This is a genomic window from Exiguobacterium sp. N5 (genome assembly GCF_025842465.1).
Lineage (GTDB): Bacteria > Bacillota > Bacilli > Exiguobacteriales > Exiguobacteriaceae > Exiguobacterium > Exiguobacterium profundum.
The window spans coordinates 1193705-1219708 of the sequence record NZ_JAPAEP010000001.1 but is presented as its reverse complement, the minus strand read 5'-3'; the positions used below and the strand labels follow the sequence as shown (position 1 = coordinate 1219708).

The 26004-nt window shown below is 46.9% G+C and carries 30 protein-coding genes; 20 read left to right on the top strand and 10 right to left on the bottom strand.

Annotated elements, in window-relative coordinates; genetic code table 11:
• The first annotated feature begins 8 nt into the window (after positions 1–8).
• Genes OKS35_RS06315 through OKS35_RS06295 form a run of 5 tightly spaced genes read left to right on the top strand, consistent with a single transcriptional unit; the run spans position 9 to position 5579 of the window.
• Positions 9–1160, top strand: a complete 1152-nt coding sequence (locus OKS35_RS06315; protein WP_264092667.1) for an MFS transporter — start codon at positions 9–11, stop codon at positions 1158–1160.
• A 5-nt stretch (positions 1161–1165) separates the two neighbouring features.
• Positions 1166–1741, top strand: a complete 576-nt coding sequence (thpR, locus tag OKS35_RS06310) for an RNA 2',3'-cyclic phosphodiesterase (protein ID WP_159562557.1) — start codon at positions 1166–1168, stop codon at positions 1739–1741.
• A complete protein-coding gene (locus OKS35_RS06305; RefSeq protein ID WP_264092666.1) occupies positions 1711–2550 on the top strand; it encodes an NERD domain-containing protein in 840 nt (279 codons plus the stop codon). The genes thpR and OKS35_RS06305 overlap by 31 nt, the downstream gene beginning before the upstream one ends.
• A 19-nt stretch (positions 2551–2569) precedes the next feature.
• Positions 2570–4735, top strand: a complete 2166-nt coding sequence (gene pulA / locus OKS35_RS06300) for a type I pullulanase (protein WP_264092665.1) — start codon at positions 2570–2572, stop codon at positions 4733–4735.
• 49 nt (positions 4736–4784) lie between these two features.
• The gene (locus tag OKS35_RS06295) at positions 4785–5579 is read left to right on the top strand and encodes a phosphotransferase family protein (protein WP_214782082.1); all 795 of its coding nucleotides are present in this window, start codon (positions 4785–4787) and stop codon (positions 5577–5579) included.
• 35 nt (positions 5580–5614) lie between these two features.
• Here OKS35_RS06295 and OKS35_RS15390 read toward each other — a convergent pair whose 3' ends face one another.
• A complete protein-coding gene (locus tag OKS35_RS15390; RefSeq protein ID WP_012726769.1) occupies positions 5615–5725 on the bottom strand; it encodes a hypothetical protein in 111 nt (36 codons plus the stop codon).
• 138 nt (positions 5726–5863) lie between these two features.
• Here OKS35_RS15390 and trmB point away from each other — a divergent pair, with 138 nt between their 5' ends.
• The gene (gene trmB, locus OKS35_RS06290; protein ID WP_196430929.1) at positions 5864–6511 is read left to right on the top strand and encodes a tRNA (guanosine(46)-N7)-methyltransferase TrmB; all 648 of its coding nucleotides are present in this window, start codon (positions 5864–5866) and stop codon (positions 6509–6511) included.
• A 105-nt stretch (positions 6512–6616) separates the two neighbouring features.
• Positions 6617–7126 (top strand): hypothetical protein, encoded by a 510-nt coding sequence (locus tag OKS35_RS06285; RefSeq protein ID WP_240499834.1) that lies wholly within the window; start codon positions 6617–6619, stop codon positions 7124–7126.
• A 38-nt stretch (positions 7127–7164) separates the two neighbouring features.
• Here the strand turns inward: OKS35_RS06285 and dhaM are convergent, their stop codons facing one another.
• The 4 genes from dhaM to OKS35_RS06265 form a co-directional block, all read right to left on the bottom strand.
• Positions 7165–7515: a dihydroxyacetone kinase phosphoryl donor subunit DhaM gene (gene dhaM / locus OKS35_RS06280; RefSeq protein WP_264092664.1), complete on the bottom strand. Its 351-nt coding sequence runs from the start codon at positions 7513–7515 to the stop codon at positions 7165–7167.
• Positions 7516–7525: 10 nt separating this feature from the next.
• Positions 7526–8116, bottom strand: coding sequence for a dihydroxyacetone kinase subunit DhaL (gene dhaL, locus OKS35_RS06275; RefSeq protein ID WP_214690716.1), 591 nt, complete (start codon positions 8114–8116; stop codon positions 7526–7528).
• A gap of 19 nt (positions 8117–8135) precedes the next feature.
• Complete coding sequence (gene dhaK / locus OKS35_RS06270; RefSeq protein WP_264092663.1) at positions 8136–9113, bottom strand: dihydroxyacetone kinase subunit DhaK; 978 nt, start codon at positions 9111–9113, stop codon at positions 8136–8138.
• A gap of 102 nt (positions 9114–9215) precedes the next feature.
• On the bottom strand, positions 9216–9518 hold the full coding sequence (locus OKS35_RS06265; RefSeq protein ID WP_012726763.1) for a PepSY domain-containing protein: 303 nt from the start codon (positions 9516–9518) through the stop codon (positions 9216–9218).
• Positions 9519–9656: 138 nt separating this feature from the next.
• Between OKS35_RS06265 and OKS35_RS06260 the strand changes: the two genes are divergently transcribed.
• Positions 9657–10730 carry a M42 family metallopeptidase gene (locus OKS35_RS06260; protein ID WP_214781589.1) on the top strand — a complete coding sequence of 358 codons (1074 nt, stop codon included), beginning with the start codon at positions 9657–9659 and terminating at the stop codon, positions 10728–10730.
• A 150-nt stretch (positions 10731–10880) separates the two neighbouring features.
• Positions 10881–11897, top strand: a complete 1017-nt coding sequence (locus OKS35_RS06255) for a PTS transporter subunit IIC (RefSeq protein ID WP_159562555.1) — start codon at positions 10881–10883, stop codon at positions 11895–11897.
• Between the two features lie 34 nt (positions 11898–11931).
• Here the strand turns inward: OKS35_RS06255 and OKS35_RS06250 are convergent, their stop codons facing one another.
• A complete protein-coding gene (locus tag OKS35_RS06250; RefSeq protein WP_214683951.1) occupies positions 11932–12264 on the bottom strand; it encodes a hypothetical protein in 333 nt (110 codons plus the stop codon).
• Positions 12265–12379: 115 nt separating this feature from the next.
• On the opposite strand from OKS35_RS06250, the gene OKS35_RS06245 reads away from it, so the two are divergent.
• The 6 genes from OKS35_RS06245 (at position 12380) to OKS35_RS06220 (ending at position 16866) form a co-directional block, all read left to right on the top strand.
• Positions 12380–12691 carry a thioredoxin family protein gene (locus OKS35_RS06245; RefSeq protein ID WP_264092662.1) on the top strand — a complete coding sequence of 104 codons (312 nt, stop codon included), beginning with the start codon at positions 12380–12382 and terminating at the stop codon, positions 12689–12691.
• 6 nt (positions 12692–12697) lie between these two features.
• Entirely contained in the window at positions 12698–13492 is a 795-nt protein-coding gene (locus OKS35_RS06240) for a DUF1444 domain-containing protein (protein WP_264092661.1), read from the top strand.
• Positions 13493–13546: 54 nt separating this feature from the next.
• Positions 13547–14161, top strand: coding sequence for a YtpR family tRNA-binding protein (gene ytpR, locus OKS35_RS06235; RefSeq protein WP_264092660.1), 615 nt, complete (start codon positions 13547–13549; stop codon positions 14159–14161).
• A 54-nt stretch (positions 14162–14215) separates the two neighbouring features.
• Complete coding sequence (locus OKS35_RS06230; RefSeq protein WP_264092659.1) at positions 14216–14923, top strand: hypothetical protein; 708 nt, start codon at positions 14216–14218, stop codon at positions 14921–14923.
• 85 nt (positions 14924–15008) lie between these two features.
• Positions 15009–16316, top strand: coding sequence for a UDP-N-acetylmuramate--L-alanine ligase (murC, locus tag OKS35_RS06225; RefSeq protein WP_214781584.1), 1308 nt, complete (start codon positions 15009–15011; stop codon positions 16314–16316).
• 97 nt (positions 16317–16413) lie between these two features.
• Positions 16414–16866 carry a Dps family protein gene (locus OKS35_RS06220; protein ID WP_012726754.1) on the top strand — a complete coding sequence of 151 codons (453 nt, stop codon included), beginning with the start codon at positions 16414–16416 and terminating at the stop codon, positions 16864–16866.
• A gap of 44 nt (positions 16867–16910) precedes the next feature.
• Here OKS35_RS06220 and OKS35_RS06215 read toward each other — a convergent pair whose 3' ends face one another.
• Positions 16911–18023, bottom strand: coding sequence for an aminopeptidase (locus tag OKS35_RS06215; protein WP_214781582.1), 1113 nt, complete (start codon positions 18021–18023; stop codon positions 16911–16913).
• 169 nt (positions 18024–18192) lie between these two features.
• Between OKS35_RS06215 and OKS35_RS06210 the strand changes: the two genes are divergently transcribed.
• The 4 genes from OKS35_RS06210 to ccpA all read left to right on the top strand — a co-directional run bounded on the left by OKS35_RS06210 (position 18193) and on the right by ccpA (position 21644).
• A complete protein-coding gene (locus OKS35_RS06210; protein WP_074036477.1) occupies positions 18193–18705 on the top strand; it encodes a DUF948 domain-containing protein in 513 nt (170 codons plus the stop codon).
• A 25-nt stretch (positions 18706–18730) separates the two neighbouring features.
• On the top strand, positions 18731–19279 hold the full coding sequence (locus OKS35_RS06205; protein WP_159562547.1) for a YtxH domain-containing protein: 549 nt from the start codon (positions 18731–18733) through the stop codon (positions 19277–19279).
• A gap of 132 nt (positions 19280–19411) precedes the next feature.
• On the top strand, positions 19412–20503 hold the full coding sequence (locus OKS35_RS06200; RefSeq protein WP_074036479.1) for a bifunctional 3-deoxy-7-phosphoheptulonate synthase/chorismate mutase: 1092 nt from the start codon (positions 19412–19414) through the stop codon (positions 20501–20503).
• Between the two features lie 127 nt (positions 20504–20630).
• Positions 20631–21644 carry a catabolite control protein A gene (gene ccpA / locus OKS35_RS06195; protein WP_074036481.1) on the top strand — a complete coding sequence of 338 codons (1014 nt, stop codon included), beginning with the start codon at positions 20631–20633 and terminating at the stop codon, positions 21642–21644.
• 49 nt (positions 21645–21693) lie between these two features.
• Here ccpA and OKS35_RS06190 read toward each other — a convergent pair whose 3' ends face one another.
• From OKS35_RS06190 to OKS35_RS06180, 3 genes are read right to left on the bottom strand one after another with little or no spacing between them, the layout of a single operon-like run.
• Positions 21694–22863, bottom strand: coding sequence for an acetoin utilization protein AcuC (locus OKS35_RS06190; RefSeq protein ID WP_074036482.1), 1170 nt, complete (start codon positions 22861–22863; stop codon positions 21694–21696).
• A complete protein-coding gene (locus tag OKS35_RS06185) occupies positions 22860–23492 on the bottom strand; it encodes an acetoin utilization AcuB family protein (protein ID WP_214781578.1) in 633 nt (210 codons plus the stop codon). The genes OKS35_RS06190 and OKS35_RS06185 overlap by 4 nt, the downstream gene beginning before the upstream one ends.
• 11 nt (positions 23493–23503) lie before the next feature.
• Positions 23504–24133, bottom strand: coding sequence for a GNAT family N-acetyltransferase (locus OKS35_RS06180; RefSeq protein ID WP_214693289.1), 630 nt, complete (start codon positions 24131–24133; stop codon positions 23504–23506).
• A 155-nt stretch (positions 24134–24288) separates the two neighbouring features.
• On the opposite strand from OKS35_RS06180, the gene acsA reads away from it, so the two are divergent.
• On the top strand, positions 24289–25995 hold the full coding sequence (acsA, locus tag OKS35_RS06175) for an acetate--CoA ligase (RefSeq protein WP_264092658.1): 1707 nt from the start codon (positions 24289–24291) through the stop codon (positions 25993–25995).
• The last annotated feature ends 9 nt before the right edge of the window (positions 25996–26004 follow it).

The following is a 26004-nucleotide window of genomic DNA, read 5'->3' as shown; positions in this document are numbered from 1 at the left end:
AGTTATCATTGGATTCGCAAAAAAGATTGTTTCAGTCTGTATACGTCGCGATATTCTTCGCGCAAGGGGCATTGATCCCTTATATGACCTTATACTTTTCACAAACTAAGTTTGGGTTGACACCTAGCCAAGTCGGGATTGTGGTGGCCATCTTACCGATTCTATCCATCGGCGTGCAACCATTGTGGGGGATGTTGACCGACCGGACGGGGAGAGTCCGTGCCTGGTTGATTTTGGCGATGCTGAGCGCCGCACTCATTTCTCTCACGTTTTTAGTGGCGACCTCTTACATTTGGATTGTCATACTTATGGTGATTTGGTCCGTTTTCCAATGTGCTCACATCCCGCTTGTGGACATGATGACACTCGACTATACGACGCGTTCGAAAGTTGATTACGGTGCAATTCGACTCTATGGCTCAGCGGGATTTGCCATTGCCGTCTTTGCAATGGGACGAATATCTGATAGCACGTGGGGACTAGCTAGTACATTCGTGTTGAGCGCTGTTTTACTAATACTTGGCAGCGTATTTGTTCGAATGATTCCTGAGAAAAGTTCGATTCGCGATGTGACGTTGGCGCCGCTCTCATGGACGGCTGTTTGGAACAAACGCTTTGTGTTCTTCTTATGTGGTGGGATGCTCGTCTTCGGACCGATTTATGCGAATAACTATTATTTCGGCCTTTACGTGACAAACAGCGGTGGCTCGACGACGTTGGTCGGAACGCTATTCCTCGTGGCAGTGTTATTTGAAATCCCGTTTATGAAAGTGGCGTCCCAATTGGTTGAACGCTATGGAAACGTCAGCGTTCTTGTCGGGGCGGCTATCATTTCGGCAGTTCGGAACGGGGTACTTGCGTTAGAACCACCGATTTGGGTTGTGTGGCTCCTTGCGATTGCACAAGGTCTCGTCGTTGGACTTTTGATTCCCGTCGCACTTCAATTCGTTCGGACGCTCGTCGATCGGCAAGTTTCCTCGACGGCCATCGGGGTATATATGGCATTGACGTCCGGGCTTGCGACAGCTGGATTTAATATGCTGAGTGGTAAAATCATTGAACTTGACGATATTTTAGGCGTGTTTTGGATGTATACCATCGTCACGGCACTAGGAGCGTTGATTTGGATCGAAATGTCACGTCGCACCCTGAAAGGATGAATGAGATGAGTACGCATTACTTTATTGCGATTCCCATTGAAGCGACTGAATTGGTTGACGTACAGCAAACCATCTTACCTTATTATTCGTATCGAAGAATCTATCGACCGGAAGAGTTCCATATGACAGTGCAATTTTTAGGAAGCGTGGATGGGGATGAATTAGACGAAGTAAAAGAAATCACGCGTAGAATTTGTGAGAAAACATTACCATTCACGTTGGAGTTTCGAGCCATCGACCATTTTGGGCGACCAGATCGGCCCCGCGTTTTGACCATCGTTCCGGATGACTCCGAACCCCTTCAACGGTTGGCGCATACCCTCCGCCATGAACTAGTTGATGTGATTCCAAGATTGGACCGGAAGTCGTTTGTCCCTCACGTGACGCTCGCTAAAAAATGGGGCGAAGGGGAGCGTGTCCCATACGTCCCCCCTGAATTTCACGCGACGGAATCAGTAGAAGAATTAATTTTATATGAAGTACAGCCGACTCATACACCTGCTTACCGAGCAGTAGACGTATTTCCGCTAAGACGGCCAGAGGAGGATATATGGCAATCCCGGTTAAAATTTTTGACGTAATCTCAAAATATGAACGTGATGTATTAGATCAATATAATCGTTATTTGGAATATGTGGAATCCGATACGGCACGTCTACAGCGCCTTCATGAAAACAATCGCTTAAACCCGGTCGAAGTGCTCGAAATTGAACGACCGTGGTGGAAGTTTTGGGCGAAGACGGAACGAATCGAATTGGAGCCGAAGCCGCTCTCTGAATCACAATATCAAAAGTTGTTACGAGAGCGCCGGCATATCCAAAAGCTTCAATTCGCTTGCGAAGGGGTGCTTGAGACAGATTTACCGCATCTGGCGTTTATTCGTGACTTCGCTTATCGTGTGATGCGCACCGATTGGAACGAACGACACTTTTTCTTGTATCGACCGGTCATCGAATGGAATGGTGCGATGGTTGAATTGAGTCATGTCATCGTCGGACCGACGCACCTTTATATCGTAGAATGGCTTGAAGGCGATCGAAGCATCTATCACATATCGAAAGAGAAGACATGGGTTCATCAACCGCTGAAAGGGGAAAATACCCGTGTAGTGAACCCGCTGATTGCATTGACACGGACAGAGGAACTGATTCGTCAAGTTCTACCGCATTATGCGGGCGTACTACAAAAAGTCGTCATTGCGACAAATGGATATTTTGATAACGTTCCAAGTGTTCGATCGACCCAATATATCGGTCGTAATGAATATACGGAATGGATGAAACAAGTGAACGGTCGTGCACCGATTGTAAAAGCACAGCAGATTCGTGACGTTGCTACCATATTAGAAGTGACTGCCAAGTTGCCGTTTCGTCAATTCATGGATCAGTGATTGAGAGGAAGGGACGCATATGCATCACACACCAGATCAAAAGACCGCCTCACATGTGACCATCGAGAGCGCGTCTTTCGTATCATTTGAGACCATACAACTTGAGATTGTGCGCGAATATGAATCCGTTCCAGTACAAATCGAACAGAATGGACGCCCAGTCGACTATCTCGTCGAGCAACAGTTTGTGACGGAATCCGGGAAGATCGAACAAATCCTTCGTTTAAACGAACCAATCTCTTTAGAAACGTTGTACACCGTCTGCCATCCGGGTCATAAGACGACGGTTGTCGTACCACGAGAAATCGTCCGATCAGAGGAATTCGAACGTCGTTTCTCATATGATGGTCCACTCGGCGTATCGTTTACGCCGCACGGAATGGAAGTGACGGTATGGTCTCCGGTTGCTTTATCCATGTGGATTACAGTGCATGATGATACGAATCACAGAGAAATTGAGCGATTTCACATGAACCGCGGCGCACGCGGGGAATGGAGTGGTGAAATACCACAAGCGTTCCAAGGTATGTTTTATCGCTTAGAAGTGAAAACACCGGTCGATACGAGGCAAGTCGTCGATCCTTATGCGCGAGCCGTCAGTTTGAACGGTGAGTATGGCGTACTACAAGATGTCTCACGATTTGTCAATAAACAGGTCGAACGAGCCGCGCGCCCGCCTTTATGGAAGGCAACGGATGCCGTCATCTATGAACTGCACATCCGGGATTTTACAAGCCATCCCTCATCGATGAGTCAATTGAAAGGACTATACGGTGGGGTATCTGAAAAAGGAGTTCGGACGAAGGAAGGCAATAGTGCCGGACTCGACTATTTAAAAGAACTTGGCGTGACTCATGTCCAGTTGCTTCCTGTCCATGATTTTGGAAGTGTCGATGAGACAACGCGTATGCCGTACAACTGGGGCTATGACCCGATTCATTGGTTCGGACTTGAAGGAAGTTATGCCTCAAGACCGGATGTGCCGATGAGTCGTGTGTTCGAATATGCGACACTCGTCTCTGACTTGCATCAAGCTGGTCTTCGAGTCGTTACAGACGTCGTGATGAATCACATTTATATTCGAGAACAATCCCCACTCGAAGCGCTCGTACCATACTATTATTTTCGATACGAGCACGACGGGACGATAGCGAACGGAACCGGTGTCGGGAATGACACGGCGTCAGAACGCTATATGATGCGACGTATGATTGTCGACTTCGTGACGTATTTCGCAACAACCTATCAAGTGGATGGGTTCCGCTTCGATTTAATGGGGATTCATGATGTCGAAACGATGAATCAAGTACGGGCCGCGCTCGATAAGGTTGATCCCTCAATTCTCGTCTATGGAGAAGGGTGGGACTTGGCGACACCGCTTGGACAGTCATTGAAGGCGACGTCACAAAATGCTGCACGCATGCCTCGCATCGGACATTTCAACGATATGATTCGAGATGCGTTGAAGGGGTCGACGTTTAATGACAGGGAACGTGGATTCATCTCCGGGAATGAGTGGCGAGAGTGGGAACTTCGAGAATGTCTTACTGGAGCCGTCCACATTCCGAACGTAACGGTCGGTCGTTTCCCGAGTCCGACTTATTCCATCAATTATGCCGAAGCTCACGACAACTATACGATCTATGATAAGTTAATGTTGTCTTGTGAAGGAGTCGATGAAACGACTCGTCTTGCCATGCAACGTCTTGCTAATGCGGTCGTCATCACATCCCAAGGCATCCCGTTCATCCATGCCGGTCAAGAGTTTGGGCGGACGAAACAGGGTGTCGAAAATAGCTATAATTCACCCGATCACATCAATCATTTTGATTGGGATCTGCGTGACACACGAATCAAAGACATCGAGTATGTGAAGACGCTCTTGAAGTTGCGGCGACTCCATACATGTTTCCGGTATGATTCCAGACAAGAAGTCATTGACCATTTCACGTTTCTCCCATCGCCTCCTGGCGTCATTATCTATGAATTGACGGCCAGTCATTCTTATGATGCGTGGCAACGGGTACGCGTCTATGTGAACGGTACGTTCGACTCGCTTTCATTCGAGAGCGATGCGAAATGGAACGTATACGTTCAAGGAGAAAGGGCGAGTCTCGTTCCGCTCGCACGAAACCCAGCACACATTCAAGTCGAGTCGTTGTCAATGACGATTCTCGCGTGTTAAGATGTTGATTGTATCTCTTTAATTCAAGTAAGATTTGAGCGTGATGAATATGTATTCAGATATAGTCGGTGCGCTCGGGAAAGAGTGGACAGTCGCTTCAGCCGGAGGCATTACGGGCGAAGCGTATGTAGCGACGACGCGCCAACAGAAGATTTTTGTCAAACGAAATTCTTCTCCGTTTTTGGCGATCTTGTCAGCGGAAGGAATCGTACCAAAGCTTCTTTGGACAAAGCGAATGTTTAATGGGGACGTGTTAAGCGCCCAACAATTTATCGAAGGCCGCGAACTTTCACCAGAAGATATGAAACGACCTGATGTCGCGGCGCAACTCGGAAAGATTCATAACTCGAAAGAGCTATTATTCATGTTGCAACAGCTTAACCACACACCGGTGACGCCGCACTTGTTGCTCCGTCAGTGTGAGGCATATGAACAAGATGAAACAGACCCAATCATCGGAGAAGCCATTCAATGGCTAAAACACCATTTGCCAAAAGTCGACGAGCAAGAATTCGTCGTCTGTCATTCTGATTTAAACCATAATAATTGGATTGAGGATGAGAGCGGCCTACTCTACTTGACGGATTGGGATGATGCGATCATTGCAGACCGCGCGTTCGATTTGGCGATGGTTGTATATAGCTATATGGATGAAGTGGAGTGGGAGCATTGGTTCTCTCATTACGGGGTACGTGTCTCGAGTGAGCTCCATAATCGAATGCATTGGTATGCAATCGCCCAGACGATTCTGACAATCTATGGGGAAGAGAATGACTCTGCGCGAACTGAAGGATTTCATGTATTACGTGAGCTGATGGACGAGGCGTACGAACGAATCAATTAAAAGGGATGGCTGTTCGCCACCCCTTTTTGAATGTGTTAAATGTCATCTGGATTCATAAAGTAAGCCCAAACGAACGTTGCGATGACACCAGCAAAAAACGTCAGTGGAGCTGCATAAAAAATAAGGAACTGATCTAAAGTACTCATTGTATTTAACCTCCTTGTGAAGGATGATTCACGTTCATTAAACTATGATTTCGTGTATAATCGCAAGAGGACTGCTCGTCCGTAACGTGCATATTCCCATTAAACTTGAACATTTGATGAACGAAAGGTAGGATTTTCATGCGTTTACGACATAAGCCTTGGGCAAAAGAATATATGGAAGCTCAAGAACATGTATTTATTCAACATCCTGAACAGATGAAAGGTAACTGGAGCACTGAATTCGGGAATGACCACCCGCTCTTTATCGAGGTCGGTTCAGGAAAAGGACAATTTATTTTAGGGATGGCGAAACAACACCCGGATGTGAACTTCATTGCAATCGAGTTGTTTGAGAGCGTAGCCGTTTCCATCGTACAAAAATTAGTCGAAACCCCGATGCCGAACGTGAGAGTATTGACGGTCGATGCGAAACGACTCGTCGACTACTTTGAAGCGGGGGAAGTCGATCGCGTATACTTAAACTTCTCCGATCCGTGGCCAAAGACACGACATGCGAAACGACGTCTAACGTATAAGACGTTTTTGGCGACATATGAGGCGATTCTTCCGAAAGCAGGAGAGATTCATTTCAAGACGGACAACCGTGGATTGTTTGAATATTCGCTTCAGAGTATGAGTCAATACGGGATGTTCTTCACAGAAATTTCACTAGATTTACATGTCAATGAACCAGAAGATAATATTCGAACAGAGTATGAAGAGCGCTTTAGTGCGCTCGGTCAGCCGATTTACCGAATGGAAGCCGTCTTCCGTCCGAAAAATTGACACGCTTTTTTCTTATTTTAATAGTATTTTCTTCACACTTTTTTCTTTCTTCTTGGTACAATAGGAATGACGCTAAACTGGAATAAGAGAAGGGGGAACATGGGGATGTTGAAAAAAGCATGGGCAAGCCTGCTTGCAGTAATCTTCATTCTAACAATCGCACCAATGAATACCTCAGCGAACGAAGCGTTCTTAGACGCTCTCGAAGAGGATTTGAAAGCAACGCATTACGACTATAAAGAAGGAACAGCTGAAATCATCAAAGAAGAGACACTTCGCCATTCAAACGGCAACGAAGTCATCGCGGCTGTCGTAGAGCTCGATACGATTCGTGATGGGATCTTCATCACACGTAAAACCGAGTACCATTACTTTGATGCGACAGACAACAAGATTCTTACATCAGCGGATCTCGTAGAAGTAGAAGGAGCTTCAGAGTTTGCGGACGCGAACATCGACATGCTCGGTCAACAGATCGTCTATTGGTTACCGGTATTGGTCTTGCTTCTAATGATTGCGATTCCAGCACTCATTTTGTTCTTGGTCGTACCACGTTTCTATTCAACAAGTTCATATATGAATGCCGTATATGAAAAGAATGACAACCCAAGATAAGACATGAAAGTACCCCGTTCAAGAGAACGGGGTACTTTTTACTGTTGTTTTAACTGTCCGACGATATCAGTTAGTGACATCCCATTTCCTGAAGAAACGGAGGCGATAAAGGCACTCTCGACAATTGGACCATCGAAAAATTCGACATGTTTGTCACCTTCGTACATATCGATGGCGAGTTCCGCATTCATTGTCGCCGATCCGATATCACTGAGGAGAAGTGCTTCTCCTTCGATCTGATCGAGCGCTGATAAGATGCGATTCACGTCCGTTCCGATAGCGCCATCCTCAAGGCCACCAGCTAGATGAATGGGCACGGACGGTGCCATTTCCTTCATCAAATCTTGGATGCCTTCCGCAATTTTTTCGCTGTGCGAGACGATGATCAATTCAACGATGTCAATCGACCTCCTTCATAATCGCGGCCAAAAGGATTGAGCTAGAAAGGGCACCCGGATCAACGGTTCCGCGAGAGTTTTCTCCGAAATAAGAGGCTCTTCCTTTCGTGGCCACCATATCTTCTGTTTTTTGGACAAGTGCGTCTAATTTCTGTTTATAATCTTCCCCTTGTTGGACTTGCTCGAGGAACGGGTCCCACACGTCGACCATCGTTTTTTGGCCGACTTCCGATTTCCCTCGTGCTTTGATAGAATTCGAACCTTCCTGAAGTGCCTCCTTGAGTAAGCCAAAGTCCGCTTCGGTCGCATCCCCGAACTTGTTTGCCATCTTCACGAAAGCTGAACCGTATAAAGGTCCGGCCGCACCGCCGACTTTCGACATGAGGGTCATCCCGACCTTTTTACTAAGTGCTCCAAGAGAATCATAATCCTCATCTAAAATTGTAGCGACCGCATCAAAACCACGAGACATGTTGATCCCATGGTCACCGTCGCCGATGGCCCGGTCTAAATCGGTCAACGTATCCTTTTGCTCTTCGATGCCAACTTGTGCGTCGCGTAACGCCTGCTTCATCCGATCAATCGTCAACATAAACCAAACACCTCATTTATTAAATTTTGAATCCGAGTGCTGCTGAAGGAGCGTCGAGATACGTCGTCATCTCATCATCGAGAGGGAGTAACGTGATGGAGAACCCATGCATCTCGAGTGAAGTCATGTAGTTACCGACATACTTTCGTTTGAGGGTATATCCAGCAGCTTCAAGTTTTTCTGCAACGAAATGATACGTCACATACAGCTCAGATAGTGGCGTTCCACCCATTCCATTCACCATGACGGCAACTTCTCCTGGCTCGACTTCTTTTTTCAGGTGACTGAGGAGGTCGTCGACGATTTGGTCGACATCACTCGTCGGTTTCCGTTCAACACCTCGTTCCCCGTGAATCCCGATGCCAATCTCCATCTCTTCCTCGTTCAAGTCGAACCCAGGTTTACCGCTCACCGGCATATAACAAGGTTCGACTGCCATCCCCATGGAGCGAACGTGAGACGCTACTTTCTCGGCGATGGATTTGACTTCTTCGAGTGACTTCCCGCTAGCAGCGGCAGCTCCCGCGATTTTATGGACGAAGACGGTTCCGGCAACCCCTCTGCGATCTTCTTTGTTCGAAATGGCGACGTCATCTGCGACGACGACGTGGTCGACTTTGATGCCGTCTCCTTCGGCCAGTTCTGCGGCGAGCTCAAAGTTCATCACGTCGCCGGAATAGTTTTTCACAATCAAGAGAACGCCGTTTCCACCGTCAGCTGCTTTGATTCCTTCAAGCACCATGTCCGGAGTAGGAGAGGTGAACACTTCCCCACAAACTGCCGCATCGAGCATACCGTCCCCGACATATCCGGCGTGTGCTGGCTCGTGACCACTACCGCCTCCAGAGACGAGACCGACTTTTCCAGACTTCGCTCCTTCAGCCCGACAGATGACATTCACACCGTCGACTCGACCATACACTTCAGGATGGGCATGGACCATCCCTTCAACCATTTGCGATACGAGTTCACTTGCTTCACCGATTAGTTTCTTCACGCGAGATCACTCCTTTTTTAAATTGAAAACTACCAATTTCAATTTTCCACTCTTTCAAGGGAACTAAACAAAAAAACCGACGAATCATTCGTCGGTTTCGTATCATGCATATTCGAGTAATGCGCCAGTCTCAGAGTCGACTGTAAACTCATATGTTTTCTCTTCATCGTTCTCAAGAACCGAGATGCCACCTTTGTAGACGTCGTATTCACGACCGTCGTATGTGTAAATCTCCGGTGATGCAGAAATCCATGCCCCTTGGACATGACCTTTTGCTGAGAAAGCACGCTTCGTGTACTCTAAGGCGTTTTCTGCAGATAAGCTACGTTCATCTAAAGCTTTTTTCGTCATAAGTGCGGCAATGACGGCAACCCCGATTCCAATAAACCAATACCTTTTTTTCATATGACTACCTCCCCTTGAACTATGGCTATCATGTACATCGTACCAAAACCTGTACCCGAATGGAATGAAAAGCATTCGCATCCTGTCAAAACTTTTGTATATAATGAGACAAGAACGGTTAGGAAAGGATGATAAAAGATGGATCAGAAGACGAGAGATTTATTTAAGACGCTAACAGAACTCCCGGGAGCTCCTGGGTTCGAGTCTGAAGTTCGTCAATTTGTACGTGGACGAATTGAACCCCATTCAGATGAAATTGTCACGGATGGCATCGGATCAATTTTTGGAAAACGTGTCGGAGACGAGTCGGGACCGAAAGTCATGGTAGCCGGACATATGGATGAGGTCGCTTTTATGGTGACACGGATTACCGAGAACGGCATGCTTTACATACAACCACTCGGTGGCTGGTGGAGTCAAGTGCTCATGGCACAACGCTTCGACATCATCACGTCGAACGGTAAAATACCGGGTGTCGTCGCTTCGACACCGCCTCATTTGTTAGGACCAGATGCGATGAGTAAGCCGATGGACATCAAGCAGATGTTTATCGACATCGGAGCAGATTCTAAAGAAGAAGCAGAGTCATGGGGTGTACGTCCAGGGGTCCCTGCTGTTCCATCGAGCGCATTTACCCCACTTCATCACCCGAAAAAGATTATGGCCAAAGCTTGGGACAATCGTTATGGCGTCGGTCTTGCAATCGAATTGTTGGAGGAAACGACAAAAGCGGATCACCCGAACATCTTGTTCTCGGGTGCTACCGTACAAGAAGAAGTCGGATTACGTGGAGCGCAGACAGCATCTGAATTGATTCAGCCAGATGTGGCACTCGTACTCGATGCTTCACCGGCCAATGATGCTTCAGGAAGTAAAACGGAGTTCGGTCAGCTCGGTGAGGGAGCATTGATCCGAATTTTAGATCGCGTCATGGTCATGTCTCCTGAAATGCGTGATTTCTTACTCGATACGGCTTCAGACGAAAACATCAAGACACAATATTTCGTCTCACCAGGCGGTACCGATGCGGGGCGCGTTCACATGAGCGGAGAAGGGGTGCCGACAGCCGTCATTGGCGTCGCATCTCGTTATATCCATACACATGCTTCAATTCTTCATACAGATGACTATGATGCAGCAAAAGCGTTACTCAAAGCGTTAGTCAAGCGACTTGATCGTTCGACACTTGAAACGCTACGTCCATCTTGTTAAGTCAAACATTCCGTTCACTCGAAAGATGAGTGAACGGTTTTTTTGTGGATGTGCTTGCTATTTCATGAAAACGTCTTATACTGATAAAGGTGTTTATACATGTATATTACTTATGACAAGACACTTGTATAAGGGTAAGGAGGATATGTTATGTTCAAGAAAAAAGGAATCTCATTGAGCCCGTCGCTTTATTTTGTGACGGCGCTAAGTTATATGGCACTAGGTTTGTTTAGTACATTAATCATCGGTCTGATCATGAAAACAATCGGAGGTCAGCTCGAAGGGACGACATTCACAGGGATGAGTGCCACATTGATTCAAATCGGGGATGTTGCCATGAGCTTGACCGGACCGGCAATCGGGATTGCCATCGCCTATGCGCTAGAGGCGCCACCGCTCATTTTGTTTTCTGCGCTCGTTGTCGGGGCATTTGGATATGAGTTCGGCCCGGCAGGAAGCTACGTTGCGACAATTCTTTCGGTCGAAGTCTCAAAACTCGTCTCTAAATCGACGAAGCTAGATATTCTAGTGACGCCGTTCACTACGATTGCCGTAGGCTATTTCACAGCAACGTATATCGGCAAGTATGTCGGCCTGTTCATGACGCAACTCGGTGGTTGGATTGAATGGGGGACGGAGCAACAGCCGTTGTTCATGGGAGTGGTCGTCGCGACATTGATGGGACTTGCGTTAACGGCACCGATTTCAAGTGCTGCCATCGCATTGATGCTCGGTTTGAATGGGATTGCCGCTGGTGCAGCGACTGTCGGTTGTGCGGCTCAGATGATCGGGTTTGCCATCACGAGTTATCGTGATAACGGAGTCGGTGGGGCGATTGCTCAAGGGATTGGCACCTCGATGCTTCAAGTCGGGAACATTGTGAAAAACCCTTGGATTCTCCTTCCGCCGACAATGGCCGGTGCTGTATTGGCACCAATCGCGATTCTGTTGTTTGAACTGGAAAGTGTCGCTGCGGGGGCGGGCATGGGAACAAGTGGGCTTGTCGGTCCAATCGTCATGCTCGAAACAATGGGCTTTACTTGGTACACCTTTCTCGTCGTCATTGGTTTCCTCATAATCGGACCAGCTCTATTGAGCTACGCGGTATACGCAGTCTTGCGAAGAACTGGTCGGATTCAACCGAATGATTTAAAAATTGATTACTAAAGAAGAGCAACGTTTCGAGGAACGTTGCTCTTTTTCATCCAATTCCGAACCACATTTTCACGGACTCAACCGTCTCACGAGGGACGCGGAAACTGATTAAGAATAACATGAGCACAATCACGTAAATGGGGATCAAGAAACGCTTTCGAACGATGGGCAAGTGACGTGTCAATTTCTTGAGATATTTTTCGAGCACATAAATGACGGCGAAACCGACAACGAGCCAAATCAAGATCTCTAGTCTCGTTTTATCAGTGTCAATAAACAAGTAGCCGTATCGCAAAATGGCAAGCATTCCAAATACACCGACCATCTGTTCAAGAGGGTGCTTCATTTCAGGGTTTAACGTTTCGCGTGTTAATTTCATTCAGCTTCACCTGTTTCAACTAGTTTCGGCTTTGATTATAACAAACAGCAGAGCAGAATGTGTGACTTGACTTATGCTATTATAAGTGAGGAAAAAACGAACAGGAGTGATAATCATGAAACGACTATCAACAATGGCAGAATATATCGAAGCAAAAGAATCGAAAAGTGTCCTTATGTTTTCGGCGACATGGTGTGGAGATTGCCGATTCCTTGACCCATTCATGCCAGAAATCGAAAAGAAATTTGAAGCATGGACGTTCTATTACGTCGATCGTGACGAGTTCATGGAACTTGCGCAAGAACTTGATATTTTTGGCATCCCAAGCTTTGTTGCGTTTGAAAATGGCAATGAGGTTGATCGCTACGTCGGTCGTGAACGGAAGACGCCGGAACAGGTTGAAGCTTTCTTGAACGGATTAGGGTGAGCCTTTATGGAACGGAATGAGTTAAGACGTTATCTAGAATCGCATTTTAATGAAGAATACCGTACTTCTTACGATCGTGAGAATGAGGTGCTGCGCGTCGAGCGGAAATCTGACCGTTTTGGGGTCAATATTCGCCTTGCGCCGATTGTGGCAAAGGCAAAGACACGCGGTAAGGTTGCCGTCGATGAAGTCATCGAGTATATCGAATCGGCGATGAAGGCGGACGATCACATCTCCCTCACGGGAAATGAAGATGGCATCTATCCGGTCATTCGCTCGAACTCCTTCTCGAAGACGACAAAAAATGGAGAAGCACTTGTTTTTACTCCGCATACGGCCGAGACCGCGATTTTTTATGCGCTGGACCGCGGGAACGGGTATCGATTGATTGAAGAACGCCACCTTTCGGATGAGATGACGCTCGACCGCATCGAAGGAATCGCCCGTGAGAATGTGAAAAAACTACCGACCGAGATGAAGCAAGACGAAGTGGCTGGGAATCCCTTCTACTTCTTATCAACTCGCGACGGCTACGAGGCGTCTCGTGTGTTAAATGATGAGTTTCTCCGGATGATGGAACGACGGATTGAAGGGGATATGCTCGTCGGTGTCCCACATCAGGATGTGATGATCGTTGCGGACATTCGAAATGACCAAGGGTATGATGCGATGCAGCAATTGATGTTTGATTTCTTCACAAATGGTCGGATTCCTATAACTGCACTCGCCTTTCACTATGAGGCGGGGGAACTTGAACCGATTTTTATTGTCGGAAAAAAGACCCCGCCATCGAACACATAATCTGATAAAATAAGTGAGATGAGTTTGAAAGAAGGGACGTAGGAACGTATGCAAATGAATGTGTTTTACAACCGAGAAGGAATCGGTGATGTACTCATGGTGTTGTTGAAAGAAGGAGAAAGACATCATCAATCTGTCGAGCGGACGGGAGATGTGGCAATCGTCAAGTCAGCAGACGGGGAAGTGAACGGGTACAACCTGTTTCAAGCGAGTCAACATGTTGATGTGACAGGATGGAATGGTCCGGTTGAGTTGACAGTAGGATTAGTGGAGCAGTTGCAAAGCATCTTGAATGACAACAGGATTGAAGAGGATTTTTCGTGGGTTGACGTGACACCGAAGTTTGTCGTAGGTTATGTCGAAAGCGCAGTGAAGCACCCGGACGCTGACAAATTGTCGATCTGCCAAGTTCAAATCGACCAAGGGACTGTTCAGATTGTATGTGGCGCACCTAATGTAGCAACCGGACAAAAAGTCGTTGTCGCAAAACCGGGTGCGGTGATGCCGACTGGTTTGATTATCCGTCCATCTGCACTCCGTGGTGAAAGTTCACACGGGATGATTTGTTCTGCCCGTGAATTAAACCTTCCGAACGCCCCGCAAGAAAAAGGGATTTTAGTATTAGATGACGAATATGAAGTAGGTACAGCATTTAAAATCGGTCGCTAAATTCGACCGATTTTTTGTTAAATATGGATTGAGTGAAAAAGCGAGGAATCAAGTATGGATGCATATGAACGTTCACTGAAGCAACAAGCAGAGCGAATCAAACGAGAACTGTCGAAAGAAGGACAAAAAGGTTCCCCTCCGCCAAAGGTAGAGATAACCGAGGAATTTATTCCGTCAGACGTCCCGTCACCGATTTATGGATATGCTCGTCCGAAACCAAAGATTGTCCTTCCGGTCGAACACTCTCCTGAAACGAGAGATGCGTATGATTCAGCGATGGAATCTACTCATTCTGCGACGGAAGAGCTGAACCGAGAGTCATCTACTGAAACCGTCTCTGAACCTGAATGGAGTGAAGAGTCCAACGAGCTGATTTCCGGGGAAATTGAAATTGAAGACAAATCGATTCTTGGTGAAGTTTCGATTCTTGATAATGGCTTTTCATCTGTTTTTATGCAATCAACAGATCTATCTCGTTCAAAAAAGGAGACAGTCGTGGAGGCTCAACAAGATGCCGCTCCTCAAACTGACCTAGATATTGATGGATTGGCGGAACAAATTGGTCCGTCGATCGAGCAGATTGCAGAAACATTACAAACACCATCTGAACAGCAAGGAATGCCTTCTGACACAGATTTGACACCATCGGTTCAAGTCTCATTTAAAGCGGATCAACCGCCTGTGAATGTGATGATGACGCCAAAAGATCGGATGGCGATGTACCGTAGCCGACGACTTGCACAAAAAAACAATAATCTGTAATAGCACGATTCTGTGAGTTTTGCTATAATGACAAAGGTTTGTCGCATTTTGACGAGCCGCAATGAATTAGGGGGGCTATTTACAGATGAACCGTTATCACTTCGTCGGAATTAAAGGAACGGGCATGAGTCCTTTAGCTCAAATTTTATTTGATATGAACAATGAGGTCCGTGGATCGGACGTTGAAAAAGCATTTTTTACAGAAGAAGCATTGAACCGTAAAGGGATTGAAATTTTGCCATTCGATCCTGAAAATATTTCGGAAGACCAAATCGTTGTGCAAGGAAACGCGTTCAGTGATGATCATCCAGAAATCGTGCGTGCACGTGAACTCGGATTGACGATTTATAAGTATTATGAGTTTTTAGGTGAACTCGCGAACCATTACACGAGTGTCGCTATCACCGGGTCACACGGGAAGACGTCAACGACGGGATTACTTGCACACGTCATGCGTGGAATCGAACCGACATCGTTCTTAATCGGCGATGGCACGGGAGAAGGAGTGGCGGATTCGAAAAACTTCGTCTTCGAAGCTTGTGAGTACAAGCGTCATTTCTTATACTACCGTCCAGACTACGCGATTATGACGAATATCGACTTTGACCATTCGGACTATTTCTCTGGTCTTGATGACGTCATTGACGCTTTCCAAGAAATGGCGAAACAAGTGAAGAAAGGAATCATTGCTTGTGGCGATGACGAAAATCTTCAACAGATTCAAGCCAACGTGCCGCTCGTCTATTATGGTTTCGGGGCGCACAATGATTTCCGTGCTGAACAGGTCACATCGACAGAAAATGGAACGACATTTGATGTCTTTTTACGTGATGACTTCTACGGAACGTTCCGGATTCCTGGATATGGAGACCACAGCGTGTTGAATGCGCTTGCCGTCATTGCGACATGTGACTACGAGAACTTGCCGAAAGAATTGGTAAAAGAACGTCTTGAAACGTTCAACGGTGTAAAACGCCGATTCAGTGAATCGATGTTAAACGATCAAGTGCTTGTCGATGACTATGCGCATCATCCGCGTGAGATTAGTGCAACGGTAGAAGCAGCTCGGAAAAAGTATGGCAATCGAGAAGTCGTTGCAATCTTCCAACCACATACGTATACACGCTTGAAATCATTCATGGACGACTTTGCGACGGCATTGGCCGAAGCAGACACTGTCTATTTATGTGATATTTTCGGTTCAGCACGTGAACAAGAAGGGACGGTCACCATCGAAGACCTTCAATCACGAATCGAAGGAGCACATATCTTAAAACGTGGTGGTACAAGCGTGTTACGCAACCATGCCGATGCCGTGCTCTTATTCATGGGTGCCGGTGATATTCAAACGTATCAGCGCGAATATGAAGAAGTTGTAAAACTTGAAGCGTAAGTGTGAAAGGGAGACGAAAGTCTCTCTTTTTTATGTTTAGCCATCCAAAATCTCGGTAATAGTAGTATCGATGAATATGACAAAGGAGATGTTAGGAATGGCTAGTCAAGTTGCACTCAACACCTTAAACAAAGAAGTAGCGAACTATGGATTGCTGTTTGTAAAACTTCATAATTATCACTGGTATATTAGTGGACCGCATTTCTTCACGTATCATGAAAAACTAGAAGAACTCTATAATTTAGTGGCAGAACTCTACGATGATGTGGCAGAACGACTCCTTATGAATGACGGCGAACCATTTGCGACGATGAAAGAGTATCTCGAACATTCAACGTTAAAAGAAGGCGATCGTCATGCCGAGACAGATCAGATGATCAAAGATATCATCAGTGACTTCAAACAAATCCGTCAAGAGATGCAAGATGCGATGGAGAAATTTGAGGACGGCGATGAGGCGATTGAAGATACATTCGTTTCTCATATCGAGCGACTCGAAAAAGAAATTTGGATGATGTCTGCCGCCCTCGGGAAGAAAACAAAATTATAAATATAAAGAATGGTGCACCTGAAAAAGGCGCACCATTCTTTATATTATTTCAAGTTTTCTGGATTGAGCGGAAGCAACGCATCGATGACGAAACGTCCGTCTTTTCGGATGAGCAAATCGTCGAACCAGATTTCGCCGCCACCGTAATCCGGGCGCTGGATGTTGACGAGATCCCAGTGGACAGATGAGTTGTTGCCGTTATAAGCCTCATCATACGCTTGACCAGGTGTGAAATGGAAGCTTCCATCAATTTTCTCATCGAAGAGAATATCCTTCATTGGATGTTGGATGTATGGGTTCACACCGATGGCGAACTCACCGACATAACGCGCACCTTCATCCGTGTTGAACACCTCATTGATCCGTTCTGTATCGTTCGCTGTCGCATCTACAATCTTCCCGTCTTTAAACGTCAACTTTACATTCTCGAACGTGAAGCCTTGATATGGAGATGGCGTATTGTATGTGATGACACCATTGACCGAGTCTTTGACCGGTGCTGTGAACACTTCACCGTCCGGAATGTTCATCTGACCAGAACACTTGATGGCTGGGATATCTAAAATCGAGAATGAAAGATCGGTACCTGGTCCTTTCAATGTCACGTGATCTGTCTTATTCATTAACTCGACTAGCGCATCCATCGCACGGTCCATTTTTCCGTAATCGAGTGTACAGACATTGAAATAGAAGTCTTCGAACGCTTCTGTCGATTTTCCAGCGAGTTGCGCCATCGATGGAGATGGATAGCGGAGAACGACCCATTTCGTTCCTTTAACACGGTCTTCGGTATGCATTTTCCCAAGTGTGGCACCGACAAGTTTTTGCTGTTCGCTTGGAACGTCTGACAACTCGTTAATGTTATCACCAGCACGTAAGCCGATGTAGGCATCCATTGCTTGCATCTGTTTACGTTCGATGTCGGCCATCAGTTCGAGTTGTTCACGGCTTGCGCCTGTATACAACTTACGTAAGATACGGCTCTCTTTTAAGAGAACGAAAGGATGTCCCCCTGCTTCGTATGCCTTTTCGACGAGTGCTTCAACGAGCGACTCTTCGACGCCGAAGTTCTCAATTAATACCTTTTCCCCCGGTTGTAGCTTGACGGAATAATTGATTAAACCGTCAGCTAATTGTGTAATTCTTGGATCTCTCACACGATCACCCCTAATTTTTTTTATGAATTTCTATTTTAGTGTAATCGAAAACACAAAAACGGGTAAAGGAATAATCAGACCGAATGGCGAAAACGGTTGTAGCAAATCTTTTCAGTCATAATGGTGCTATAATGAAACAAGAAACGATTGAATAGGAGGAATGGATTGAATGGAGATCACATTAGGAGGCATCGCTGGGCTAATTGCGGCGCTCGCGTTTGTCGTACTCGTCATCTTCTTGGCGCGTGTCTTGTCGAATGTAAATCGTACACTCGGAAGCGTCGCCAATACGACCGAAAATTTAGAACGCCAGCTCGATGGAATCACGATGGAAGTGACGGCGCTCTTACATAAGACGAACCGTCTCGTAGACAACGTCGAAGAAAAAACAGAATTGCTCGCACCTGTCGCTCATGCGCTTGATGAGCTAGGGACATCATTGAACGAGGTAACCGAGTCTGTTCGTACCGTCTCGACTTCTGTCCATTCGGCAGCGGACGAAAACAAAGAACAGATTGCGCAAGCCGTCCGATGGGGATCGGTTGCGGTCGAATTGTTCAAGAAGAACAAACCTGAATCTTCTACTACAAAAGAACGTCCACGTCGTCGCACACGACGCGAGAAGAAAGCAGAAACACCTGTATCACCTGATTTGATTCAAACGGATGATACGATCAAATAAGTTAATCTCGGGGAGGAACTCACACATGACAGACCAAAAGCAATCAACAGAACAGAATCAATCAAGTAGCGGATTTTTGACGGGTGTCATTCTCGGAGGGATTGTTGGAGCGGCAGTCGCGTTATTGACGTCTCCGAAAAACGGACGTGAAGTACGGACGTACCTTGATGAGAAGACGTCAACATCGCGAGAGCGCCTGACTGTCAAATCGAAAGAGATGCGTGAGAAAGCAGAACCGGTCGTAGGGGAATGGATTAAAGTGGCGAGCGATAAGGCGGCACCTGTCCTCAATATCGTAAAAGATAAGGCACGCGAAGCTGCAGAATTGAAGCAACAAATCGATGAAGATGAGCTTTCGATTGAAGAGGCGATGGAAAAAGCAGATCAACTCGTTGCGGAAGCAGAATCGGAAGTGAAGGAACAGATGGACCGCGCGGCTGAAGAAGAAAAGCCATCGAACGCATCGGATTCAGAGTCTGACGATTCGCTCGAAGCACCTGTCAATGAGTTGCTCGACGAGGAATCGAAAGAAGAACTAGAAGATTTAAAGAAAGACTTAAAAAAAAATGAGTAATTCGTAAGGACCGAATGGATTCGGTCCTTTTTTGGTGATTTTGTGTCGTAGAAGGTTTCCTTATGACAAAGCGCACAAAGTTCGATATAATTAGGAATCTGGAAAGAACGGCTTAGGAATGAGAGGGAAACTATGAGTCCACAAGATCAATTGAATCGATTACGTCGAGAAATGGATGAATTGAACCATGAAATGCTCGACTTGCTTAGTCGGCGCGGTACACTTGCCGTCGAAATTGGAAAAATTAAACGTCTTCAAGGTGTCGAACGTTATGATCCGGTCCGAGAGCGAGAGATGCTTGATTTTATTGCCGCATCAAACCAAGGGCCGTTTGAAACGTCACGTCTTCAACATATCTTTAAAGAAGTCTTTAAAGCGTCTGCTGAATTACAAGGAGAAGATCGAGATAAAACGCTTCTCGTTTCGCGTAAACGTCAACCGGAAGACACGTTGGTCCATATGAAAGATGTGACGATCGGAAACGGCCGTCCACAATTGATTGCAGGACCATGTGCCGTAGAGTCTTTCGAACAAGTGAATGCGGTCGCAGAAAAGCTTGCATTGTCTGGTGTTAAAATCATGCGAGGCGGTGCTTATAAACCGCGTACGTCACCTTACGATTTTCAAGGCTTAGGTTTTGAGGGATTGAAACTGTTAAAGACGGCAGCTGACCGACATGACCTACGAGTCATCACAGAAATCATGACTCCTGGCGCAGTGGAATCGGCGTTACCGTATGTTGACATCATTCAAGTCGGAGCTCGCAACATGCAGAACTTCGATTTGTTAAAAGAAGTTGGGAAAACAGACAAACCGGTCTTGTTGAAGCGCGGATTATCCGCTACAATCGAAGAGTTCATTTATGCGGCAGAGTACATTATGGCGAGCGGGAACAGCCAAGTCATCTTGTGCGAGCGGGGAATTCGAACGTATGAACGTGCGACACGCAATACGTTGGACATTACCGCTGTGCCGATTTTGAAGCAAGAGACGCATCTGCCTGTTATGGTAGACGTCACGCATTCGACCGGTCGTCGTGATTTATTGTTGCCAGCTGCAAAAGCGGCCCTTGCAATCGGAGCTGACGGTGTGATGGTAGAAGTGCACCCGAATCCGGCGATCGCCCTCTCGGACGCACAACAACAATTGGACTTCGATCAATTCGATCAATTTGTGGAAGGACTCACGGTCCAGTTTCCCCAACTTGATTTGGTGAAAAAGTAAGCTTTCCAAATGGAAACGTTTTATATCGCATGAAGACAGGGTAAATGGATGACAGATACCTGTCTTCCTTTTTTAAGACGTTTTATGAAAACTTTTTGAAAATCAGGACTTGTAGGAGGAGTAGTTTATGAATAGTAACAACGTAACAATCTATGATGTGGCACGAGAAGCCGGGGTGTCGATGGCGACCGTCTCTCGTGTCGTCAACGGAAACCCGAACGTCAAACCGACAACACGCAAGAAAGTACAGGATGCGATTGACCGTCTTGGTTATCGTCCGAACGCCGTCGCACGTGGACTAGCAAGCAAGAAAACGACAACGGTCGGTGTCATCGTACCGGATATCTCGAACATCTTCTTTGCCGACTTGGCGCGAGGTATCGAAGACGTGGCGACGATGTATAAATACAACATCATCCTTGGTAACTCAGATTCGAGTCGTGACAAGGAAGTCCATTTACTCAATACGCTATTAGGTAAACAAGTGGACGGTATCATCTTCATGGGTGGACGTTTGCATGAAGATCTCGTGGAAGAGTTCAAAAAATCACCAGTTCCAATCGTTCTCGCAGCGACATTGAACCAAGGATATGATCTCCCGGCTGTCAATATCGATTATGAGCAAGCGGCGTATGACGCGACTCAGATGTTGATCAACCACGGACATGACCGTGTTGGATTCATCACTGGACCACTCGAGCAACAAATCAATGGCGAGAAGAAATTTGCCGGTTATCGCCGTGCTCTTGAAGATGCAGGTCTTCCTTTCCATGAGAACGATATGATTCTCGGAAATTATACGTATGCGTCTGGTCTCGAGGCGATGCAAAAAATGTTGCAACGTGACGATTGTCCGAAAGCCATCTTCGCAGGGACGGATGAAATGGCACTTGGGGTCATCCATGCGATTCAAGATGCAGGTTACTCTGTTCCAAACGATTTCGAAGTCGTCGGTCACGATAACACGCGCCTCGCGACGATGATTCGTCCGAAGTTGACGACGGTCGTTCAACCGATGTACGATATCGGAGCCGTCGCGATGCGTCTCTTGACTAAGATTTTGAACGCGGAAGAAATCGAAGAGAAAAACGTCGTGCTTCCTCACCGAATCGAACGCCGTGACTCGCTTCGTCAGGACTAAAAGAAAAGCTGCCCGTTCATCCATTTTTGAGATGAACGGGCAGCTTTATTTATAAATAAATCGATTTTCGATCATTCGAGATGAACGGCCAAAAGGCACGCTTCGTGACTTCCCAATTCTTTTCTTCAATTTGTTGACGCCGCGGGATATGATCAAACGCGTAAAGAGAGTCGTCCCACCGAGTGGGTAACGGTTGACCAGCGACATCGGACCATTGCTCAATCCACTCGGTCGGGATATCTCCGGCATAGGGTGTCTCTCTCGTCAGACCGGCCCACACTTGTGCCCAGGCGCGAGGAACGGCTCGATACCAGTCATAGCCGCCGCCACCAAGTGCGACGAGACGACCATCGGTATACTCGTCTGCCATACGTGAAGCGATTTGGGGAATCTGTTCGAACGTCCGTATCGTTGATGCGAGATGGGTGAGTGGATCAAAGACATGGGCATCCGCACCATTCTGAGTCAGGATGATATCAGGTTTGAACCATTCGCACGCTTCACGTAAAACGGTCTCATAGCACGTCAAAAATGAGTCGTCTTGGGTGAACGCATCGACTGGTACGTTCCAACTATAGCCGTATCCTTTCCCATTCCCTCGCTCTGTCACCATTCCGGTACCCGGGAAGAGATAGCGACCTGTCTCGTGTATGGATAAAGTCATCACATCATCATCGTCATAGAAGAGCCATTGGACCCCGTCCCCATGATGCGCATCCGTATCTACATAGAGAACGCGCGACCCGTATTGTTTTCTCACATGTGCGATGGCGACGGCCGCATCGTTATAGACGCAAAATCCTGATGCTTTGCGCCGCATTCCATGATGTAGACCGCCCCCAACATGGAAGGCTCGCTCTGCTTTGCCGCTCGCAACTAGATCGAGCGCATGAATCGTCCCACCGACAAGCCGTGCGGCTCCCTCGTGTATCGTCGGAAAGATGGGAGTGTCTTCCGTACCGAGACCAAATTTATTCGCTTTCAGCGTAGAAAGTTCTCCTGCCGCCGCAGCTTGTACGGCTTCGATGTAGTCAAAGTCATGAACGAGCGCTAACGCTTCAACCGAAGCGAGTGGAGGAGACACACATTCCGATTTGGAGAGTTTTCCGGCTGCAATCAGAAGGGATGTCGTCAATTCCAGTCGTAACGGATTGAACGGGTGATCCTCATGAAAGCGATAAGACGTCTCGTCTTCGCCAAATATGTAAATCGGTCTCATCGTGACATCTCCGGACCGAGAACATCATACCCTTCACGTTTCAACCGTTCGATGATTCGGAGCGGGTTCATCGTCTGGACGCGGAAAGAGATGATACGTTTATACGGATCGCTCGTCGGATGAACGAAGACGTTGATGATATTGACGTTTGTTTTGGCGAGGAGTCGGGTCACTTTTTCGAGTGTGCCGGTCGTATTTTCGACGAGAATTTCAATTTGCGAACTCGGTTCGAGTGCGCCTGTCAATTGCACGAAGTAACGTAATAAATCGGTCTCTGTCAATACACCGACGAGTTTCCCTTGTTCGACGATGGGGAGACAGGTTAGCCGGTTTTCGTAAAATAACGCAGCTGCATCTTCAAAGAAATCGAATGGATGCGCTGTCGGTACCTCGGATCGCATGATGCTCGATACAGGGTTTTGAAAGTCTGCGTTTTCACTTTCGGGATGAAAGACGCTCGTCGCACCACTCAGCTCGAATTGGCCGACAATCCCGACGACTTGTCGAGCGGGATTTGTCACAATCAAATGTCGGACACGATGTTCACGCATTAATTTTGCGGCATGGGCAATCGTATTGGTCGGTTGAATCGTCACGACATGTCGATTCATCATCTGTTCGATTAACATGAAATCCCTCCTTAGTCGTACATAAATCGTCGGCGAAGACGAAGTGAATCAAAATGGTCGATTGATTCTTGTCGTACGTTTTTTCCGATACGAGCCATCAAACAGTTGGCAGGATGGGAGGCAATCTCAGGATCGTCTGTCGGGAAGAAAACAAGTCCACCGTGATTCATCATCTTCTCCATGACTTTTCGATAATCCCAAATCGAGAGTCCACTACCTTTCAAATCCCAGTGCCAATAATATTCGGTCGTCAAAATCAAAAAGTCATCCATATGTGGGTCCATCATCGATACTTCGAGTAATTGTTTCCCGATTCGTTGACCACGGAAGCGAGGACTCACCTCGATTGCCCCGAGTTCAAGGATGTATGGGTCGTTTCCTTCACTCCAACGCTCATACGGGTCAGGATAGAGGAAAGTCACGTATCCAATCACGAGATCGTCTTGCCTGGCGACGATGATTCTTCCTTCTTTTAACCCAGCAATATCGACGAGTGCTTCGTGCTGATCTTCCGGTTCACGAAAAGCTGTCAATCCTTCATCAAGACGATACGTCTGTAACACGTCAGGCGCCACCGGACCATCAATCGTGACGTCACCTTGTGAGGTCTGCCACACTTTTGAATGATATTGTTTTTCCATAGGGTCACCACCTTTTCCATCTCTTATTATAGCGCTTTCATCAAGCTGGAATCATCCTGTTTTGATGAAATTGGAAATTCATTGATTTGTCATAATTTTAACACTATACTGAAAGTGGTTATACCAATCTTTACAGGGGAGGCGAATCTTTAGCGATGGAAAAATTGAAAGCGTTAACAGGGGAACATCAATTAGCGTCGTATGAAGAGGCTTGTCAGTCGTTTGAATGGACACAAGCAGAAGCATTGTTTTCATGGAATTTGACGGGGAAAGTCAATTTGGCATATGAAGCCATCGATCACCATGCGGAAAGTGAATTGGCGACAAAAGTGGCACTGCTTTATTTCGATGGGGATCGAGAAGAGCGGTACACGTATGCGGATATGAAGAAAGAAAGTAATCGTTCTGGTAATGTTCTGAAGTCGATTGGTGTGGAGAAAGGCGACCGCGTCTTTATCTTTATGCCACGTCAGCCAGAACTTTATTTTATTTTGCTCGGTGCAATCAAACGAGGGGCCATCGTCGGTCCATTGTTTGAGGCGTTCATGGAACAGGCGGTTCACGACCGTTTGCTCGACTCGGAAGCGAAAGTGATTGTGACGACGAAAGAACTGTTGCCGCGCATTCCGGTCGATCAGTTGCCTCATTTAGAGACAATTCTACTCGTTGGGGACGATGTCGAAGAGTCGGAAAAGGTGCTCGATTATCGTAAACTGGCGAACGATGCGACGACAGATCTCGAATTGACGTGGGTCGACCGTGAAGACGGTCTGATTTTACACTATACATCGGGCTCAACAGGAAAACCAAAAGGGGTTCTCCACGTCCATAATGCGATGATTCAACATATGATGACCGGCAAATGGGTACTCGATCTTCAACCGGATGATATTTACTGGTGCACGGCTGACCCTGGATGGGTGACGGGGACGAGCTACGGTATTTTTGCGCCTTTCTTAAATGGTGCGACAAACGTCATCGTTGGTGGACGCTTCAATCCTGAATTTTGGTATTCGGTCATTGAACGGTTTGGCGTGACAGTTTGGTATAGTGCCCCGACGGCGTTCCGCATGCTCATGGGCGCTGGTGACGAAGCGTTTGAGAAGTATGATTTGTCCTCACTTCGTCATATTTTATCCGTCGGTGAGCCGCTAAATCCAGAAGTCATTCGTTGGGGACACGAAGCATTTGATCTTCGAATCCATGATACGTGGTGGATGACAGAAACCGGTGCGATGATGATTTGTAACTATCCGACGATGGACATCAAACCGGGCTCAATGGGGAAACCGATCCCAGGTTGCGAAGCGGCTATTTTGGATGACCGGGGTCAACCACTTCCACCACACCGAATGGGGAACTTGGCACTCAAGACGCCTTGGCCGTCGATGATGCGGAAGATTTGGAAGAACGATGCGAAGTATGAGAGTTACTTCTGGGGAGATTGGTATGTGTCAGGTGATTCTGCTTATATGGACGAAGACGGCTATTTCTGGTTCCAAGGTCGGGTCGACGACGTCATCATGACAGCAGGAGAACGGGTCGGACCGTTTGAAGTGGAAAGTCGACTCGTGGAACATCCGGCTGTGGCTGAAGCGGGTGTCATCGGAAAACCGGACCCGGTCCGAGGTGAAATCATCAAAGCGTTCATTGCGCTACGTAAAGGTTATGAACCGTCTGATGAGTTAAAGCAAGAAATCCAGCAGTTCGTCAAAGAAGGATTGGCTGCGCATGCGGCACCACGTGAAATCGAATTCAAGGACAAGTTGCCGAAAACGCGAAGCGGGAAGATCATGCGTCGCGTCTTGAAGGCTTGGGAATTGAATCTTGAAACAGGTGACCTCTCGACGATGGAAGATTAAGATAAACAA

Coding starts and splice junctions, on each gene's coding strand:
- thpR (WP_159562557.1), top strand. CDS start 1,166: ATGAGTACGCATTACTTTATTGCGATTCCCATTGAAGCGACTGAATTG.
- OKS35_RS06210 (WP_074036477.1), top strand. CDS start 18,193: ATGGAGATCACATTAGGAGGCATCGCTGGGCTAATTGCGGCGCTCGCG.
- OKS35_RS06250 (WP_214683951.1), bottom strand. CDS start 12,264: ATGAAATTAACACGCGAAACGTTAAACCCTGAAATGAAGCACCCTCTT.
- OKS35_RS06205 (WP_159562547.1), top strand. CDS start 18,731: ATGACAGACCAAAAGCAATCAACAGAACAGAATCAATCAAGTAGCGGA.
- OKS35_RS06265 (WP_012726763.1), bottom strand. CDS start 9,518: ATGAAAAAAAGGTATTGGTTTATTGGAATCGGGGTTGCCGTCATTGCC.
- OKS35_RS06285 (WP_240499834.1), top strand. CDS start 6,617: ATGTTGAAAAAAGCATGGGCAAGCCTGCTTGCAGTAATCTTCATTCTA.
- OKS35_RS06180 (WP_214693289.1), bottom strand. CDS start 24,133: ATGGAAAAACAATATCATTCAAAAGTGTGGCAGACCTCACAAGGTGAC.
- OKS35_RS06245 (WP_264092662.1), top strand. CDS start 12,380: ATGAAACGACTATCAACAATGGCAGAATATATCGAAGCAAAAGAATCG.
- ytpR (WP_264092660.1), top strand. CDS start 13,547: ATGAATGTGTTTTACAACCGAGAAGGAATCGGTGATGTACTCATGGTG.
- OKS35_RS06260 (WP_214781589.1), top strand. CDS start 9,657: ATGGATCAGAAGACGAGAGATTTATTTAAGACGCTAACAGAACTCCCG.
- OKS35_RS06200 (WP_074036479.1), top strand. CDS start 19,412: ATGAGTCCACAAGATCAATTGAATCGATTACGTCGAGAAATGGATGAA.
- OKS35_RS06240 (WP_264092661.1), top strand. CDS start 12,698: ATGGAACGGAATGAGTTAAGACGTTATCTAGAATCGCATTTTAATGAA.
- OKS35_RS06230 (WP_264092659.1), top strand. CDS start 14,216: ATGGATGCATATGAACGTTCACTGAAGCAACAAGCAGAGCGAATCAAA.
- OKS35_RS06305 (WP_264092666.1), top strand. CDS start 1,711: ATGGCAATCCCGGTTAAAATTTTTGACGTAATCTCAAAATATGAACGT.
- OKS35_RS06255 (WP_159562555.1), top strand. CDS start 10,881: ATGTTCAAGAAAAAAGGAATCTCATTGAGCCCGTCGCTTTATTTTGTG.
- OKS35_RS06220 (WP_012726754.1), top strand. CDS start 16,414: ATGGCTAGTCAAGTTGCACTCAACACCTTAAACAAAGAAGTAGCGAAC.
- OKS35_RS06295 (WP_214782082.1), top strand. CDS start 4,785: ATGTATTCAGATATAGTCGGTGCGCTCGGGAAAGAGTGGACAGTCGCT.
- acsA (WP_264092658.1), top strand. CDS start 24,289: ATGGAAAAATTGAAAGCGTTAACAGGGGAACATCAATTAGCGTCGTAT.
- ccpA (WP_074036481.1), top strand. CDS start 20,631: ATGAATAGTAACAACGTAACAATCTATGATGTGGCACGAGAAGCCGGG.
- dhaL (WP_214690716.1), bottom strand. CDS start 8,116: ATGTTGACGATTGATCGGATGAAGCAGGCGTTACGCGACGCACAAGTT.
- OKS35_RS06185 (WP_214781578.1), bottom strand. CDS start 23,492: ATGTTAATCGAACAGATGATGAATCGACATGTCGTGACGATTCAACCG.
- pulA (WP_264092665.1), top strand. CDS start 2,570: ATGCATCACACACCAGATCAAAAGACCGCCTCACATGTGACCATCGAG.
- murC (WP_214781584.1), top strand. CDS start 15,009: ATGAACCGTTATCACTTCGTCGGAATTAAAGGAACGGGCATGAGTCCT.
- OKS35_RS06190 (WP_074036482.1), bottom strand. CDS start 22,863: ATGAGACCGATTTACATATTTGGCGAAGACGAGACGTCTTATCGCTTT.
- trmB (WP_196430929.1), top strand. CDS start 5,864: ATGCGTTTACGACATAAGCCTTGGGCAAAAGAATATATGGAAGCTCAA.
- OKS35_RS15390 (WP_012726769.1), bottom strand. CDS start 5,725: ATGAGTACTTTAGATCAGTTCCTTATTTTTTATGCAGCTCCACTGACG.